Here is a 16,275-nt window from a genome sequence, read left to right as displayed (position 1 = left end):
AACAATAGTCTTCTAACCCAGCTTTTGTAGGAGCAAACCGCGCGACGCTTGGCGTGTTAGCGAAAGGGCCAGTGCGTCCATAGAAGATCCAGTGTCTGAAACGGCGCCTTCGGGAACACGTTCGCTCCTACAAAATCCCGGTTTTCCAGGCTCATCGAGGCCTGTGTTGGGCTGCGCAATATCGAGCCATTCAAATCCGACCAACTGCGCTAGCCACAAAATACCGAAAAGAGTACAAATGTGCTCCATGAGCACATTATCTCCCCGCCGTAGCGCAATCCTTACCTTCATCCGCGATCGCATCGTGCAGCAAGGGCAATCGCCGAGCCTTGCGGAAATCTCCGAGGCCTTCGGATTTGCTTCGCGCAGTGTGGCGCGCAAACACATCGTGGCCCTGACTGAAGCCGGTCTTATTGAGGTCGTACCGCATCAGGCACGCGGCATTCGTCTGCTGAACAGCGAGCTGCGCCCCGAGTTACTGGAAATCCCGGTGCTGGGCCGTGTCGCTGCAGGCGCACCCATCGGCCCGGATCTGGACATACACACCACGTTGCACCTGGATCGTGGCACGTTTACCCGCGTGCCGGACTACTTGCTGCGCGTGCAGGGCGACTCGATGATCGAGGACGGTATTCTCGATGGCGATCTGGTGGGCGTGCACCGCAATCCGCAGGCCAGTGACGGGCAGATCGTCGTCGCCCGTCTGGACGGCGAAGTCACCATCAAGCGCTTGCAGCACCGGGGCGATCAGTTGCACCTGCTGCCACGCAACCCGGCCTATCAACCGATCATCGTCACTCCCGATCAGGACTTCGCCATCGAAGGTGTGTTCTGTGGCCTGGTGCGCCGCGAATGATGGGCGCGGTGGTCAGCCTCGATACCCTGCTGGATGAACGCCGGGTCTGGAAAGGGCGTCAGCAGAGTGCACCGGCGCTCAGCCCGCACCCCAGTGGTCATGCGGCGCTCGACAACGCCTTGCCGACAGGCGGCTGGCCGGCTTCGGCACTGACTGAAATCCTCATTCCTGCCAATGGCAGCGGCGAGTTGCGTTTGCTGTGGCCGAGCCTGGCGCGGCTGTCCAGTATCGGTGAGCGCATCGTGCTGGTTGCGCCACCCTATATTCCCTACCCGCAGGCCTGGCTGGCCGCCGGTGTCGACCTGCGTCAGTTGGTGGTGGTCGAGGCCAGTGCCCGCGATGCGCTGTGGGCGGCTGAGCAATGTCTGCGTTCCGGCAGTTGCGGTGCGGTGGTGTGCTGGCCCGGTATGGTTGATGACCGTGCGCTGCGGCGATTGCAGGTGGCCGCTGAAACCGGGCAGACCCTGGCGTTTGCCTGTCGCCCTCAGCAGGCGGCTGCCAACCCCTCGCCAGCAGCCCTGCGCGTGGTCCTCGATACCCGGCCTGCACAATTGCGGGTGCTCAAATGCCGGGGCGGGCTTGCGCCGCCTTTTCCCATCCCGTTTCCGACCGGCGCTTGAGGTTCTTATGCTGTGGGCCTGTGTCTTGCTGCCGCAACTGGCACTCGACGGCGTCATGCGCCGTCATGTAAATCCCGACGAACCTTTGGCGCTGATCAGCGGCAGCGCCCAGCGCCGGGTGGTGCAAGCGGTCAATCCGGCTGCGCGTACGCTGGGGTTGAAAGCCGGGCAAGCATTGACCGCAGCGCAGGCATTGGTGCCGAACTTCACCACAGTCGAGCACGACCCGTCCGACATAGAGCGCTTGCAACAACTGCTTGCAGCCTGGGCCTACGGCTTCAGCTCCAATGTCAGCCTTAAATATCCTCGCGTGCTGCTGATGGAAATCGAGTCCAGCCTCAAGCTGTTCGGGCCGTGGCCCGTGTTCGAGGCGCGTTTGCGTGAAGAACTGACCGAGCAGGGCTTTCGGCATCGCATCGTGGTGGCGCCCAATCCGGTAGCAGCGCGAATGCTGGCCAACATGCACGACGGGCTGAGTATCGATTGCCCACATGAATTGCGCCGGACCCTGGAACAGATGCCGCTGGAGCGTATCGGCCTGAGCCGCGAAATCACCACCGCCCTGACACGCATGGGCTTGCGCAGCGTGCGGCAAGTGCTGGCGTTGCCGCGCGATACCCTGGCGCGGCGTTTCCCGGCCGGTGTCTTGCAGCACTTCGACACACTGCTGGGAGCACGTCCCGTGGCGCTGGAGTGCTACACGCCGCCTGACTTCTTCGATGTGCGTATCGAGCTGAATTTCGATGTCGAATCGCATCAGGCCCTGTTGTTCCCCCTTAAACGCCTGATTGCCGACCTGGCATTGTTTCTGGCAGGACGCGACAGCGGTGTGCAGCGATTTGCCCTGCACCTGGAGCACGTCGACGGCCCGGAAACGGTCATCCCGGTCGGGTTGCTCAGTGCCGAACGCGATGTTTCGATGCTTTTCGAACTGGCGCGCGGCAGGCTGGAACAGGTGCTGGTAGCCTCGCCGGTACGGGCGGTGCGTTTGCTGGCGCGGGATCTGCCGGATTTCGTGCCGGCCCACCGCGAGCTGTTCGATGAGCGCGTGCAACAGACCTTGCCCTGGGAGCAACTGCGCGAACGCTTGCGGGCGCGGCTGGGCGACGAGTCAGTCTCTGGCCTGCGCGCCCAGGCGGATCATCGTCCGGAATGTGCCTGGCAACCGTACAGCACTCGCAACCCGGTTCTGCCCGCACGCGGCTGTACGCGTCCGGGCTGGCTGTTGCGAGAGCCGCAGCCGTTGCCTGTGCATACCACGCGCATTCTGGCCGGTCCGGAACGAATCGAGTCTGGCTGGTGGGACGGTGGGGATGTGCGCCGCGACTATTATCTGGTCGAAACCCTCAATGGCCAGCGCGCCTGGGCCTATCGCAGCGTTGGCGAGCAGGGCGAACTGCTGCTGCACGGCTGGTTCGCATGAGTACCGACTATGCCGAGCTGCATTGCCTGTCCAACTTCAGCTTTCAGCGTGGCGCTTCAAGTGCCCGTGAGTTGTTCGAGCGGGCCGTGCGCCATGGCTACACGGCGCTGGCGATTACCGACGAATGCACCCTGGCAGGTATCGTTCGCGCTTGGCAGGCGTCGCAGAAAACCGGTCTGCCGTTGATCGTCGGCAGCGAAATGCACATCGAAAATGGCCCGAAGATTGTCCTGCTGGTGGAGGACAAAACGGGATATGAAGCGCTGTGCAGGTTGATCACCGCTGCCCGGCGCAGGGCCAAAAAGGGTGAATATCGTCTGCTGCGTGAAGATTTCGAGCACTCATCCCGTGGTTTGCTGGCCATCTGGCTGGCGGATATCGAAGGCGACGCTCAAACCTGTCTGGCGCAGGGCAACTGGTTGCGCGAGCATTTTGCCGAGCGCCTGTGGCTGGGCGTAGAGCTGCATCGCGGTGCGGATGACGATCAGCGTCTGGCCGATTTGCTGGCGCTGGCGCAGTCGCTGGGCATTCCGGCAGTGGCCAGCGGCGACGTACACATGCATGCCCGTGGGCGACGCGCTTTGCAGGACACCATGACTGCCATCCGCCATCACACCACCGTGGCCGAAGCCGGGCACCTGCTCTTTGCCAACGGCGAGCGCCATCTACGTCCACTCGACGCACTGGCCGAGCATTACCCTGACTGGCTGCTGGCCGAGTCGGCGCGCATTGCCCGGCGCTGCACCTTCACCTTCGATCAATTGCGCTATGAATACCCCCATGAACTGGTGCCCAAGGGGCAGACCTCCACATCATGGCTGCGCGAGCTGACCGAGCGCGGAATTCGCAGGCGCTGGCCGAAAGGCTTGAGTGTGTCGACGCGTGCGCAGGTCGAGAAAGAACTGGCCCTGATCACGGAAAAGAAGTTCGATAGCTACTTTCTGACGGTCCACGACATCGTCGAGTTTGCCCGCAGCCAGCACATTCTTTGTCAGGGCCGTGGGTCGGCGGCCAACTCGGCAGTGTGCTACGCGCTGGGCATCACCGAGCTGAACCCGGAACAGAGCAACCTGTTGTTCGAACGCTTCATTTCCAAAGAGCGCAACGAACCCCCCGACATTGACGTGGATTTCGAGCATGACCGCCGCGAAGAAGTCATCCAGTACATATTCCGGCGTTACGGCCGGGGCAGGGCGGCGCTGACCGCCGTGGCCAGCACTTATCACGGTTCTGGCGCACTGCGTGACGTGGCCAAGGTGCTGGGCTTGCCGTCTGACCAGATCAATACTTTGTCCGAAGCGTTCAGTCGCTGGAGCGACTCGCTGCCTTCGCCCGAACGCTTGCGCGAATACGGTTTCGATGCCGACACACCGATCCTAAAGCGTGTGCTGGCACTGACCGGCGAGCTTATCGGCTTCCCTCGGCATCTCTCGCAGCATCCGGGCGGCTTCGTGATTTCCGAGCACCCGCTGGACACACTGGTGCCGGTCGAGAATGCGGCGATGGCCGAGCGCACCATCATTCAATGGGACAAGGACGATCTGGATCTGGTCGGCCTGCTGAAAGTCGACATCCTTGCACTGGGCATGCTCAGTGCACTGCGCAGGACGTTCGATTTGGTGCATCTGCACCGAGGCAAGCGCTGGACCCTGGCAAATCTGCCAGGTGATGATCGGAAAACCTACGAAATGATCAGCCGCGCCGACACCATCGGCGTATTCCAAATCGAGTCCCGTGCCCAGATGGCCATGCTGCCACGCCTCAGGCCCGAGAAGTTTTATGACCTGGTCATCGAAGTCGCCATTGTCCGGCCGGGGCCGATTCAGGGCGACATGGTTCATCCGTACCTGCGTCGGCGTAATAAAGAGGAAGTCATCACCTATCCGCCCAAGCTGAAAAGTGTCTTTGAGCGCACCTTGGGCGTACCGCTGTTTCAGGAACAGGTCATGGAAGTGGCGATCATTGCCGCGGGTTATACGCCCGGCGAGGCCGACGAATTGCGCCGCGCCATGGCCGCCTGGAAACGCCACGGCGGGCTGGATCCGCACCGTGAGCGTTTGCGCACAGGCATGCTGAACAACGGTTACGAAGCGGACTTTGCCGACCGCATCTTCGAACAGATCAAAGGCTTCGGCAGCTACGGCTTTCCTGAATCCCATGCCGCCAGCTTTGCCTTGCTGACCTATGCCAGTTGCTGGCTCAAATGCAATGAGCCGGCAGCCTTTACCTGCGCGCTGATCAACAGCTGGCCGATGGGCTTTTACAGCCCGGACCAACTGCTGCAAGACGCGCGGCGTCATCACATCGAAATACGCCCGGTGGACATCCGTTACAGCCACTGGGATTGCTCGCTGGAACCGCTGGACCACCCTGACAGCACGCGCAATCTGGCCATTCGTCTCGGGTTGCGTATGGTGGGTGGCTTTCGTGAAGACGATGCCTTGCGTATCGAAACGGCGCGTTCGAAGCGACCGTTTGCCGATGCTACGGACCTGACGTTACGCGCCGGGCTCGATGCTCGCGCCGCCGAAGCACTTGCAGATTCCGGGGCCTTGCGCGGTCTGATCGGCCATCGGCACCGGGCGCGCTGGGAAGTGGCAGGGGTCGAAGCCCAGCGTCCGCTGTTCAGCGACCTGCCCAGCGAAGAAACCCAGGTAACGCTGCCGCTGCCGACCGTGGCCGAAGACCTGGTTGCCGATTACGCCACACTCGGCACCACCCTTGGTCCACACCCATTGGCCTTGCTGCGGCGGCAACTGGCTGCCAAGCGCTTTCGCAGCTCGCAGGACTTGCTGACGCTGGAAAACGACCGAACCCTCAGCGTGGCAGGTCTGGTTATCGGCCGACAACGACCGGGCACTGCCAGCGGCGTGACCTTCGTGACGCTGGAAGATGAGTTCGGCATGGTCAATGTCGTGGTCTGGCGCGACCTGGCCGAGCGCCAGCGCAAGGTATTGGTCGGTTCGCAGTTACTGCACGTGTTCGGACGGCTGGAATCGAAAAGCGGCGTGCGCCACCTGATCGCCCAGCGGCTGTATGACCTCACGCCGCTGCTGACAGGGCTGGATGTGCGCAGTCGGGATTTTCAGTGATCGGGTCAGGCCAGCACCAGGCCCGCAATTTGCAGCATTAATCGCTACATCCTGCCAACGAGAAGCCCTGAATGTACAAAGACTACCCAGCCGCCTATCAGGTCAGCAAGGGCGCAGCGCTGCAAGTGGACACGGCTTTTTACGAGCGTATACGGGCGAATGCGCAGCAGCGCACATTGGTCGAACAGTTCGAAGTACCGATTCGCACCGGGCGCGCGTGGAAGGTCAGGGCTGGCCAGGTGTTTCGCGTCACCACACCGGTCGGGCCGCAAGTGGGCGATTTCAACGTATGGAATGCCAATGACCCTCGCGAACGCTTATGGGCAGCGCGCACGCGTCAGTTGCAGGGTGCGCACGTCAGCACCCATGACCGGTTGTGGTCGAACCTGCCGTTCCTGCGGCCGCTGGTTACCATCACCGATGACAGCCTCGCCAGCTACGGCATCGACGAGCATGGCGGCCGCCTGCACGACTTGCTCGGTACGCGCTGTGACCCTTACGTCAACAAGATGCTGACCGGCGAAGACTTTCATCACCACTGCCATTCGAACCTGACTCGCGCAGTGTTGCCGCATGGTCTGACCGAATTCGATGTGCACGATGTGCTGAACATCTTTCAGTGCACCGGCCTGAATCACGACGATATGTATTTCATGAAAGCCTGCCCAGCGCAGAAGGGCGACTACCTGGAGTTTTTTGCGGAGATCGACCTGCTGTGTGCGCTGTCGACCTGTCCGGGTGGCGACCTGTCACTGCCAATGTGGGGCCCTGAGGCCCAGGACCCGCTAAGCGTCTGCCGGCCGTTGGGTGTCGAGATCTATGACCTCGACGCCTCGTTACTGGAGGGCTGGCAGTCTCCCGAGCGTGCGGCGTACAACGGGCTGCATGGTTTGCAGATCGCCAAGGCCGACTGGGAAAAGTAACGGCTCAGGTCGAGCGGGCCATTTTGCGCAGTCCCAGGACCATCACCGCCCCGAGCCCGAGCATGGCCAGTAGCAAGGCCGGGTAAGACACCCACCACTGTAGCGGGGCGGTCATCATGCTGAATTCTGACATGCCGCCGATTCCGGCAATCAGGTTCAACGGCAGAAACACCACGTTGATCAAAGTCAGTTTGCGCAGCAGGGTGTTGGTGCTGTTGTTGACCAGGTTGCCCCGTGCATCCATCAGACCGGCGAACACGGTGGAATATATTTCAGCCTGTTTGTAGCACTGATCGTTCTCGATGATCATGTCGTCGATCAGCGCCAGACTGGTAGCCGCGTATTGCTTGCCTTGCGCGTGATTGCGCAGGCGCGTCAGCACCGCGCCATTGCTGTGGATAGCGTTGATGTAATAGACCAGACTTTCGCTGAGGTTGAACATTTGCAACAGATGGCGGTTTTCCAGCGATGAGTTGAATTTCTGCTGCAATTCCCGGGCGACCATCTTGATGACCTTCAAGTGTCCCAGATAGTGGTGAATGTTGTTGAACAGCATCTCCAGCAGGATATCCAGCGGCTGGTTCAGAGGACGATGAGACCCCAGCGTGCTCAAGAGCTGATCGTCATCACAGATCAGCAGCAGTTGATCCTGACTCAGCAGCACGCCAAATGATGAAACATCGAACGAGAAGCTGTCCTTGCCCGAATAGTTCTCGGGGCGTTTCCAGATCAAAAACAACGCATCGGGATGAAACTCGATGCGCGATATTTCATCCGGGTCGAGCGCCGAGGCCACCGCATGCTCGTCGAGGTGGAACTGCTCCAGCAGCAACCTGCGCTCGCCAGCATCAGGTTTGCTGAACCACAGCACCTGAGCCTTTTGCGAGTCACAGGGCTGCAATCGACCGGCATCAAGTTTCAGACCTTGAATCATCGTTTCACCATGCCTGGCCGAGGCGCTTGAGTTCCAGGCGCCGAATGAATTCTTCCAGCACCAGACTGTACAGATCATCCTGCAGATAAGCGTCTTCGATACCGGCATCCAGATTCGGGTTGTCGTTGACTTCAATCACCACGACTTGATCACCGGATTGTTTCAGGTCGACACCATAAAGCCCGTCACCGATCAGGTTGGCGGTCTTGAGCGCCAGTTCGACCACAGCCCTCGGCGCTTCGTGTACCGCAAGCGTGCGGCATTCGCCAATGACCTCGGCACCAATCGCCTTGTGGTTGTAGATCTGCCAATGCCCCTTGGACATGAAGTACTGGCAGGCAAATATCGGCTTGCGATTGAGAATGCCGATGCGCCAGTCGTATTCGGTGTAGAAAAACTCCTGTGCCAGCAACAACACCGAATGCTCGAACAACTGGGTCGTCGCGGTGTGCATCTCCTCGGGTGTGCTGACCTTGATGACGCCTCTGGAGAAGCAGCCGTCAGGGATTTTCAGTACCAGCGGGAAACCCAGCCGCGTGGCGACGTGTTGCAGTTCCTCGGGGCGATCCTTGTAGAGTATTTCGGTTCGTGGCATCCCCAGCTCGTGGCTTTTCAGCAGGTCGGTCAGGTACACCTTGTTGGTGCAGCGCAGAATTGACGTGGGGTCATCCATGACCACCAGGCCTTCGCTTTCGGCTTTTTTGGCAAACCGGTAGGTGTGGTTATCGACACTGGTGGTTTCTCGAATCAGCAGTGCGTCGTACTCCGCCAGACGGGCATAGTCCTTTTTTTCAATCAGCTCGACATCAATGCCCAGACGCTGACCGACGCGAATGAAGTTGGCCAGCGCCTGAGTGTTGGACGGCGGCAGTTGCTCCTGCGGGTCGTGGAGGATCGCCAGGTCGTAACGCGCCAGACGACGAGAGCTGGGCTGTCGCCAGATCTTGCGGCTGAAACCGTCCAGCGCGATGGCAAACTCGTCTTGCTGATCATCGCGCAAACGGGGCAGGGCGCCGGCTTTGATACCGGCGATATGCCAATTGTCACGCTTGCGAAACTCGACCATCAGGATCGGACAGGGAAAGGCTTCAAACAACTGACGGGCCAGATCTTTCAACGGTTCCAGTGTGGTCTGGCCGAAGTACAGCGTCAGGGTAAACCCTTCGGTGTCGTCATAGGGATGATCCTGAAGTGCCGTCTCCAGCAACTTGTCGAGGTCGTCCAGGGCCAGGCCGTAGAGTGATTTTCGCGTTAACTCGCTGATGGTTTTTACCGAAGGAATTACATTGTGCTGGCGCGCTTCGGCCAGCAGCGAACAGTAATAGCCATGGCCCAGGTACTTGTAGCTCCGGCACAGGTTGATAACTTGTACACGCTTGCCTGCTGTGGCTTTCAGCGGTTTTTCGAGATAGTCCTGAGCGCTGATCAAGTCTTCGCTGGGGAAGTACGATGCCCAGTCTTCAAGCCGTTCGACAATAATCACCAGTTGCCTCTGCGCTGCAAAGGGGGGTGTGGGGGCTGCACGTCTGGTTGTTGCTGAAAGTGCAAGTTGGGCCGATACTTCGTTCATCTTCACCTGTGCCGCTGACATGTGTAATCGATCCGATGGGAAACAAGTCCTTTCTATTAAGCATGTGCTTTTTGAAATGTCCCGTTTCGTTACACAACTTTTACGGCGGTGCAGATGGACTTTATATTTCGTGATGCAGTTGAAGCCGATGTCGAGGCGCTGCTGTTTCTGGAGAACCAGAGCTTTGAAGGCGACCGGCTGACGGCACGCAGTTTTCACTGGATGATCCGCCGCGCCAACGCGTGTCTGATCGTCGCCGAGCACGCGGGTCAACTCACCGGTTACGCGCTGGTGCTGTTCCATCGCGGCACTTCGCTGGGGCGTTTGTATTCGCTGGCGATCGCCGAGTCTGCGAGGGGACAGGGGCTGGGCAGACAGTTGTTGCAGCGTGCCGAACAACAGGCGGTGGAGCGCGATTGCGCGTACCTGCGGCTGGAGGTGCGGCCCGACAATGCCGCAGCGATTGGCCTGTACGAGCGCAACGGTTATCGGCGTTTCGCTCAGGTCGACGATTACTACCAGGACCACGCCCCGGCGCTTCGTTACGAGAAGCGTATCGTCGAGCACGTCAGGCACGACAGCCGTTCGGTGCCTTACTACCAGCAGACGCTGGATTTCACCTGTGGCCCGGCCTGTTTATTGATGGCCATGAAAGCCTTGCAGCCCGAGCGTTTGATGGACCGCGCTGAAGAAGTGCAGATCTGGCGCGAAGCGACCACGGTGTTCATGACCTCCGGTCACGGCGGGTGTAGCCCACAAGGCCTGGCACTGGCGGCATGGCGGCGCGGTTTTGCGGTGAATCTGCTGGTGTCGGTGTCAGGCCCGTTGTTTCTGGGCGGAGTGCGCAGCGACAACAAGAAACAAGTCATCCGTCTGGTTCACGAACAGTTCTGTCGCGAGCTTGACGCCTGCGGTGTGCAATCGTTACCCAATCGCTCGCTGAATCTGCCGCGTGTACTGGCCGACGGTGGCAAACCCCTGGTGCTGATCAGCAGCTACCGCCTGACACGCTCCAAGGCCCCGCATTGGGTAATGGTGACCGATTGCGACAGCGATTTTGTCTACCTGCACGATCCTGACATCGATCACAGCCTGCATCGTCAGGCCATCGACTGCCAGCACATGCCGGTCAGCCACGCTGACTTCAACCGCATGAGCTGTTTCGGCGCCGACAAACTCAGAGCTGCGGTTATTGTGTTTGCCGCGCCGGTGGATGATCATTCGTCCGCTTTACACAAGGCTTTGGCAGCTCACGCAAAGGATCCAGCCCTCAGATGAAACCCGTATTCAATGCCCTGTGGATGCTTGCCATCGCCCTGAGCCTGTCGGCCTGCATCAGTGCGCCAGTGCCGCTGACGGCAAAGACTGCCGAGCAGTTGCGTCAGCAGCCGCCGGTTCGTTTCCTGCTGACTTTTGACGACGGCCCGAGTGCTTCGACGTTTTACAACCCGAGTATCACGGTGCTCGACAGCCTGGCCGAGAACCCGGTTCAGCCGCACATCAAGGCGGTATTTTTCGTACAGACCGGCGCAACAGGCGCGGGCAACAGTGATCAAGGCCGGGCGATCATGCAGCGCGAGCATGAGGAAGGCCATCTGCTGGGCTTTCATTCCGCCACACCGCACCACACCAATCATCGCTCGTTGACCGACGACGAACTGGAGCAGTCCCTGAGCAAGGGCTGCGCCATTATGGCCTCCATCACCGGGGCGCCGACCGTTTTGCTGCGGCCGCCATTCTGGAACTACGACAAACGCACGTTCAGCGCCTATCAGCGCCACGGCCTGCATGTCTTGCTGACTGACCTGAGCGCCAACGACGGTAAAATCTGGGGTTACAACTTCAGCCTGCGGCGGCGCTCGAACATGGTCAGCCAGCTATCTCAGGTACGCGAGCGCATTGCTGCCGGGGAAATGCCTGCGGTCGACGGAGTGATTCCGGTGGTGGTGACCTTCCATGACCTGAACCGCTACACCGCACGGCACGCGCAGGAATATTTGCAGATACTGGTCGACAGCGCGGCGCAGACCGGCGTGCGTCTGGCCGAAAAGCCGTTTTACGATGACAGCGCGCAATTGCAGCGCGCTGCCTTGGCGCGTACCGTCAGGAACGCCGACCAGCCTGTTCACTTACCCGGCGTGTGGAACTGGATCTGGGACCACAACGCTCACTGACGGCGGGTCAGAGCAGGGTGTTCTTGCGCACCTGACCACCCTGAACAATCATCGCCAGCTGCTCACCCTGGCCCACAAGGCAGCTGATGTCGCTCAGCGGGTCGCCGTCCACCACCAGCAGATCGGCAATCGCCCCGGCAGCAATGCAGCCCAGTTCACCTTCGCGTTGCAGAATCTGTGCGGCAACACTGGTGGCACTGCGCAGCGCTGCCAGATTACCCAGCAGCTCCGCGCGAATCTTCAGTTCGTGGGTCTGATATTCGTGCATTTCGCCTAGCAGATCCGAGCCATAGCCCATGGGTACGCCGGCTTCGGCGAACAGCAACAGAGCGTTACGCCCGGCCTGTCGTACGTCTTCGATCTTCGCCACTGAATCAGCGGGCAGGCCGAAGCGTTCGCCGTACTCGGCGAGCATCTCGTAGGTGACCTGGGTCGGCACCGCAAACGCGCCTTTTTCGGCCATCAGGCGAGCGGTGTCGGCGTCCACCAGATTGCCATGCTCGATGGTCCGCACACCGCATTCGATGGCACGGCGAATGGCCCGGGCTGTGTAGGCATGGGCCATGACGTAGGTATTGGCCGCTGCCGCTTCGTCGACGATGGCGCGAATTTCGGCCTCGCTGTATTGAGTGTTGGCAATCGGATCGGTGGGCGATGAAACGCCGCCCGAGGCCATGATCTTGATCTGGTTGGCGCCTTGTTGCAGCTCTTCACGCACTGCCAGGCGCACATTGTCGACGCCATCGACCACGCGGGCGATGGCCCCGGCCCGGAAGCAACATGAGCAAGGCTCGTTGAGCAGCAGTTCACCTCGGGCGCGCATGTCGCCGTGGCCACCGGTCTGCGACAGCGCTTTGCCGGATGCAAAAATCCTCGGGCCCGGAATCAGGCCCATCTGAATCGAACGCGCCAACGCCCAGTCGGCACCGCCGGCGTCACGCACGGTGGTGAAACCACGATTGAGCATCGCCGCCAGAATCGGCAGCGCGCGGTACATGATGATCGCGTTGGGCTGCAAGGCGTTCATGCCCAGATTGGCATTGGACGCCAGTACGTGTACGTGGCAATCGATCAGGCCGGGCATCAGGGTCCTGCCGCCCAGATCAACCACCTGCGCGTTGGCCGGGGCAGGTTGACCCTCAGCGCGCACCTCGACGATGCGCTCGCCCTCGATCACGACTTCCTGGCCGGTGATCAACTCGCCCAGTTGCAGGTCCAGCAGGCGGCCGTTGCGCAGGATCAGGCAGGGGGATTCAGCGGTATTCATTGGAAAGCTCCAGTCAAAGGGCGATGAACGGTTGGCGCGCGATCGCTATAGAGCAGCGCGCCGCTGCCGCTGACGATGGCGGCGAACATGATGTAAAAGGCGGGTGCAAGGTTGCTGCCGGTTGTGGAGATCAACCAGGTAATGGTGAAGGTGGCAAAGCCGCCGAAAATGGTCACGGCGAAGTTGTAGGCCACTGACAGGCCGGTGGACAGCACGTGGGTCGGCAACAACTCACCAAAGGCCGCGAGGATCGAACCGATGTAGGCGGAGATCAGCAAGCCGAGCACCAGCTCGAAGATCAGCAGCGAATAAAGCCCCGGCATCTGGTTGATGAGCAGAAACATCGGGTAGGCGCTGAAGAAGATTGCGATGGCCGATCCCAGCAACCAGGGACGATGGCCGCTGCGGTCGGCCAGTGCGCCGACAATCGGGGTGGCGACGATCAGCACCGCGCCGCCCATCATGCCGGCGCTGAATCCCATCCATGACGGCAGGCCAAGTACGCGCTGCGCATAGGATGGAATGTAGAACAGGATCGCGTAGGTGCAGACGGTCCACAGCACCACCAGCGAAAAGCTGATGAGTGTCTGGCGCGGATACGTTTGTATGACTTCGCGCAGGGGCGATTCGACCTGTTTGGCGGCGTTGTAAGCAGGCGTTTCGTCGACCCGGCTGCGAATGTAGAAGCCGACCGGGCCAATCAGCGTGCCGATCAGAAACGGCACACGCCAGCCCCAGCTTTCGAGCTGTGCCTGGGTCAGATACGTCGACAGGAGCGCACCCAGTGCCGAGCCGAGCAGCACCGCAACGCCGATGCTGGCCTGAATCCAGCTGGAATAGAAAGCCTTCTTGCCCTCGGGGGCATGCTCAGTTAGAAAGGCGGTGGCGCTGCCCATTTCGCCACCGGCGGAGAAGCCCTGCAGCAGGCGCGCCAGCACGATCAGCACCGGTGCCAGGTAGCCGATCTGCGCGAAGCTCGGGGTCAGGCCGATGATCAGTGTGCCCAGCGCCATGAGCAGGATGGTCAGCGACAGCGCAGCCTTGCGACCACGCTTGTCACTGTAGATGCCGAGCACGATGCCGCCGACCGGGCGCATGAAAAAACCGACGCCGAACGTCGCCAGTGCCAGCAGGTAAGAGGTCAGTTCGCTGCCGGTGGGGAAGAATACTTTGGCAATGATGACCGAGAAGAAGCTGTAAACCGTAAAGTCGAACCATTCAAGGCCATTGCCGATCACTGTGGCGGTGACTGCGCGGCGCGCTTTCTGCTGATGGGTTCGATCATGGTGCTGTGAGGCCGATTGTTGTGTAGTGCTCACTGGTTGGCTCCTGCATGCGAATCACGCAGGGAAGCCCCTGCATTGGCTGCATTGATTAAGGGCAGAGTTGGCGAGGTGCGGCAGAGTCGGGTCTTGGCCCGCTTGGTTCGAGAGTAGGTGCTGAGCCGGTTTGGAGAAAACGCTTATTACGCAGGTTTGCATGCGCATGACGCATGCAAGTGTCAGGGTTTCAGGGGCTGCGCTATTTTCTCTGTCAGCCATTTTTCGAAAGCACGTGCTGCGCGACGGGGCATCTTGCCGCTGGGTGTCAGCAAGTAATAGCCACCGACTGCGCCAACGCTGCTGTTGCAGGCTGGCACCAGCGCACCGGATTGCACGTGGCGATTGATCATCGGTTGCCAGCCCAGCACGATGCCATGCCCGGCAATGGCCAGATCGACCAGTACCGGGTACAGATTTACCGTCATGCGCTGGCGGATCAGCGAGGCATCGACGCCCTGACGGCCAAACCAGTCTGACCAGGACAGCCACTGACGCTGACCGTCTTCGAGCATCAGCAGACAGTGATCCAGCAGCTGTGCAGGTTCCAGCACCTGGCCTTTCAGGTAGTCGGGCGAGCAGTAGGCATTCACTGATTCGGCGAACAGCAGCTTGCTGTCCAGGCCTGCGGGTGACACTTCGCGCAAAAAATACAGCGCCAGATCGAATTCAGCGCGGATCAGCGAATCCAGCCCGTCGACCACCCGCAAGCGGATATCCACGGCCGGAAACGCATCGCGATAACGGCCGAGCAGCGGGCCTAACCACAAGGCCGCAACACCACTGGAACAGGCCAGCGTCAGCTGTTGATCGCCGCTGTGGGTGATGACCTGTGTCGTGGCCTCGGCACACAGGGTCAGCATGCGCTGGATCTGTTCGGCGTAGATCTGCCCGGCGACTGTCAGGTGAATACGCTTGTGCTCGCGCCGGAATAACGCCCGGCCGAGGAATTCTTCGAGCTGGGCGACCTGACGGCTGATCGCGCTCTGGGTCAGGTTCAACTCGCTGGCAGCGCGAGTAAAGCTGCCATGCCGCACGGTGGCTTCGAAGGCAATCAGGTTCTGCAGTGGCGGAAGAGGCTCGATACGCACGGTGGCTCCTGTTTACGGACTCGATTCACAGACTGTCTGGAAAGGGCGTCGACAATAGCCAGTCCCGGAATACACACAGCGACGGCAGGTTCTGAAAGCGCGTGGCGTAGGCCAGGTAGTAATTGCGTCCGCTGTCCATGGGCTCGAACAGCGTGACCAGTTCGCCGTTGCTGATCTCATCCTGCACCAGAATGCGTGGCACCAGCGCAATGCCGATCCCCGCGGCCACCGCTTGAATCAGGTGTGAGGTCAGTTCGAAGCTCGGGCCGAGGCGCATGATGTGATGGGCCAGTTGATTGCTGTCGAACCAGTCCGACCAGGCATTGGGCCGAGACACCACGCTCAGCAACGACTGCTGGGCAACCTGTGCCAAGGTCATTGACGGGTAGCCGGCAAGCGCAGCAGGGCTGGCGATGACCACCAACTTCTCGCTGACCAGCGGATGCGCGATGTAACCCGGCCAGTTGCCATGGCCCGCACAAATGATAGCGTTCATTTCGCTGGCGGCCGGCGTCAGGTCGGCATGCACGATGCGCGAGTGAATGTGCACAACATAGCCAGGATGCCCGGTGTAGAAATCATTCATCCGCGGCAGCAGCCATTTGGAGCCGAAGGTCGGCAGCACGGCCAGATGCAGAGTGCCACCCTCGGACTTGTGGGCGATGGTCTGCAAGGTCGCGCTGCGGATGCGGCCCAGTGCAGCGGCCAGTTCGTGCTGATACAACGCGCCTGCGGTGGTCAGCTCGATGCGCCTGCCATCACGTTTGAACAGCTCGACCTGCAGTTGCGCTTCCAGTGACTGTACCTGACGGCTGACCGCGCTCTGGGTCAGGGCCAGTTCATCTGCAGCCTTGGTGAAGCTGCCATGCCGGGCCGCTGCCTCGAAAGCGAGGAGCAGTGACATCGAAGGCGTCAGTCTTCTGGTGTTCATTCATAAAACTCATGGAAAAACGGCATGTTTTACGTTTGCGCTGGAGCATGACAGGCGGGAGAATCACGGTAACCG

General features: G+C 60.5%; 13 protein-coding genes. 7 read left to right on the top strand and 6 right to left on the bottom strand.

What is annotated here, in order from left to right; all coding sequences use genetic code 11:
- Nucleotides 1-238: 238 nt before the first annotated feature.
- From lexA to N018_RS14325, 5 genes are all read left to right on the top strand, one after another.
- Nucleotides 239-856 carry a transcriptional repressor LexA gene (lexA, locus tag N018_RS14345; protein WP_025390035.1) on the top strand — a complete coding sequence of 206 codons (618 nt, stop codon included), beginning with the start codon at nucleotides 239-241 and terminating at the stop codon, nucleotides 854-856.
- Nucleotides 856-1,476: a translesion DNA synthesis-associated protein ImuA gene (gene imuA / locus N018_RS14340; RefSeq protein WP_024647008.1), complete on the top strand. Its 621-nt coding sequence runs from the start codon at nucleotides 856-858 to the stop codon at nucleotides 1,474-1,476. Before lexA ends, imuA begins: the two co-directional genes overlap by 1 nt.
- Before the next feature lie 7 nt (nucleotides 1,477-1,483).
- A complete protein-coding gene (locus tag N018_RS14335) occupies nucleotides 1,484-2,899 on the top strand; it encodes a Y-family DNA polymerase (RefSeq protein WP_025390034.1) in 1,416 nt (471 codons plus the stop codon).
- A complete protein-coding gene (locus tag N018_RS14330; protein ID WP_025390033.1) occupies nucleotides 2,896-5,991 on the top strand; it encodes an error-prone DNA polymerase in 3,096 nt (1,031 codons plus the stop codon). The genes N018_RS14335 and N018_RS14330 overlap by 4 nt, the downstream gene beginning before the upstream one ends.
- Before the next feature lie 71 nt (nucleotides 5,992-6,062).
- A complete protein-coding gene (locus tag N018_RS14325) occupies nucleotides 6,063-6,914 on the top strand; it encodes an urea carboxylase-associated family protein (protein WP_025390032.1) in 852 nt (283 codons plus the stop codon).
- A 4-nt stretch (nucleotides 6,915-6,918) separates the two neighbouring features.
- On the opposite strand, the gene N018_RS14320 is transcribed toward N018_RS14325, so the two are convergent.
- Together N018_RS14320 and N018_RS14315 are read right to left on the bottom strand one after the other, a co-directional pair.
- Nucleotides 6,919-7,848: a magnesium transporter CorA family protein gene (locus tag N018_RS14320; RefSeq protein WP_025390031.1), complete on the bottom strand. Its 930-nt coding sequence runs from the start codon at nucleotides 7,846-7,848 to the stop codon at nucleotides 6,919-6,921.
- A 4-nt stretch (nucleotides 7,849-7,852) separates the two neighbouring features.
- Complete coding sequence (locus N018_RS14315; protein ID WP_025390030.1) at nucleotides 7,853-9,439, bottom strand: RimK family protein; 1,587 nt, start codon at nucleotides 9,437-9,439, stop codon at nucleotides 7,853-7,855.
- Nucleotides 9,440-9,532: 93 nt separating this feature from the next.
- Here N018_RS14315 and N018_RS14310 point away from each other — a divergent pair, with 93 nt between their 5' ends.
- A complete protein-coding gene (locus N018_RS14310) occupies nucleotides 9,533-10,696 on the top strand; it encodes a GNAT family N-acetyltransferase/peptidase C39 family protein (protein ID WP_024647015.1) in 1,164 nt (387 codons plus the stop codon).
- Nucleotides 10,693-11,592 (top strand): polysaccharide deacetylase family protein, encoded by a 900-nt coding sequence (locus tag N018_RS14305; protein WP_025390029.1) that lies wholly within the window; start codon nucleotides 10,693-10,695, stop codon nucleotides 11,590-11,592. Before N018_RS14310 ends, N018_RS14305 begins: the two co-directional genes overlap by 4 nt.
- A gap of 7 nt (nucleotides 11,593-11,599) precedes the next feature.
- Here the strand turns inward: N018_RS14305 and N018_RS14300 are convergent, their stop codons facing one another.
- From N018_RS14300 to N018_RS14285, 4 genes are all read right to left on the bottom strand, one after another.
- Nucleotides 11,600-12,859: a metal-dependent hydrolase family protein gene (locus N018_RS14300; protein ID WP_024647017.1), complete on the bottom strand. Its 1,260-nt coding sequence runs from the start codon at nucleotides 12,857-12,859 to the stop codon at nucleotides 11,600-11,602.
- On the bottom strand, nucleotides 12,856-14,178 hold the full coding sequence (locus N018_RS14295) for an MFS transporter (protein ID WP_025390028.1): 1,323 nt from the start codon (nucleotides 14,176-14,178) through the stop codon (nucleotides 12,856-12,858). Before N018_RS14295 ends, N018_RS14300 begins: the two co-directional genes overlap by 4 nt.
- 182 nt (nucleotides 14,179-14,360) lie before the next feature.
- Complete coding sequence (locus N018_RS14290; protein WP_025390027.1) at nucleotides 14,361-15,269, bottom strand: LysR substrate-binding domain-containing protein; 909 nt, start codon at nucleotides 15,267-15,269, stop codon at nucleotides 14,361-14,363.
- A 25-nt stretch (nucleotides 15,270-15,294) separates the two neighbouring features.
- The gene (locus tag N018_RS14285) at nucleotides 15,295-16,200 is read right to left on the bottom strand and encodes a LysR substrate-binding domain-containing protein (protein ID WP_025390026.1); all 906 of its coding nucleotides are present in this window, start codon (nucleotides 16,198-16,200) and stop codon (nucleotides 15,295-15,297) included.
- Nucleotides 16,201-16,275: the final 75 nt, after the last annotated feature.

It is taken from the genome of Pseudomonas syringae CC1557, assembly GCF_000452705.1.
GTDB lineage: Bacteria > Pseudomonadota > Gammaproteobacteria > Pseudomonadales > Pseudomonadaceae > Aquipseudomonas > Aquipseudomonas syringae_F.
This window is presented reverse-complemented; position numbering and strand designations above follow the sequence as displayed.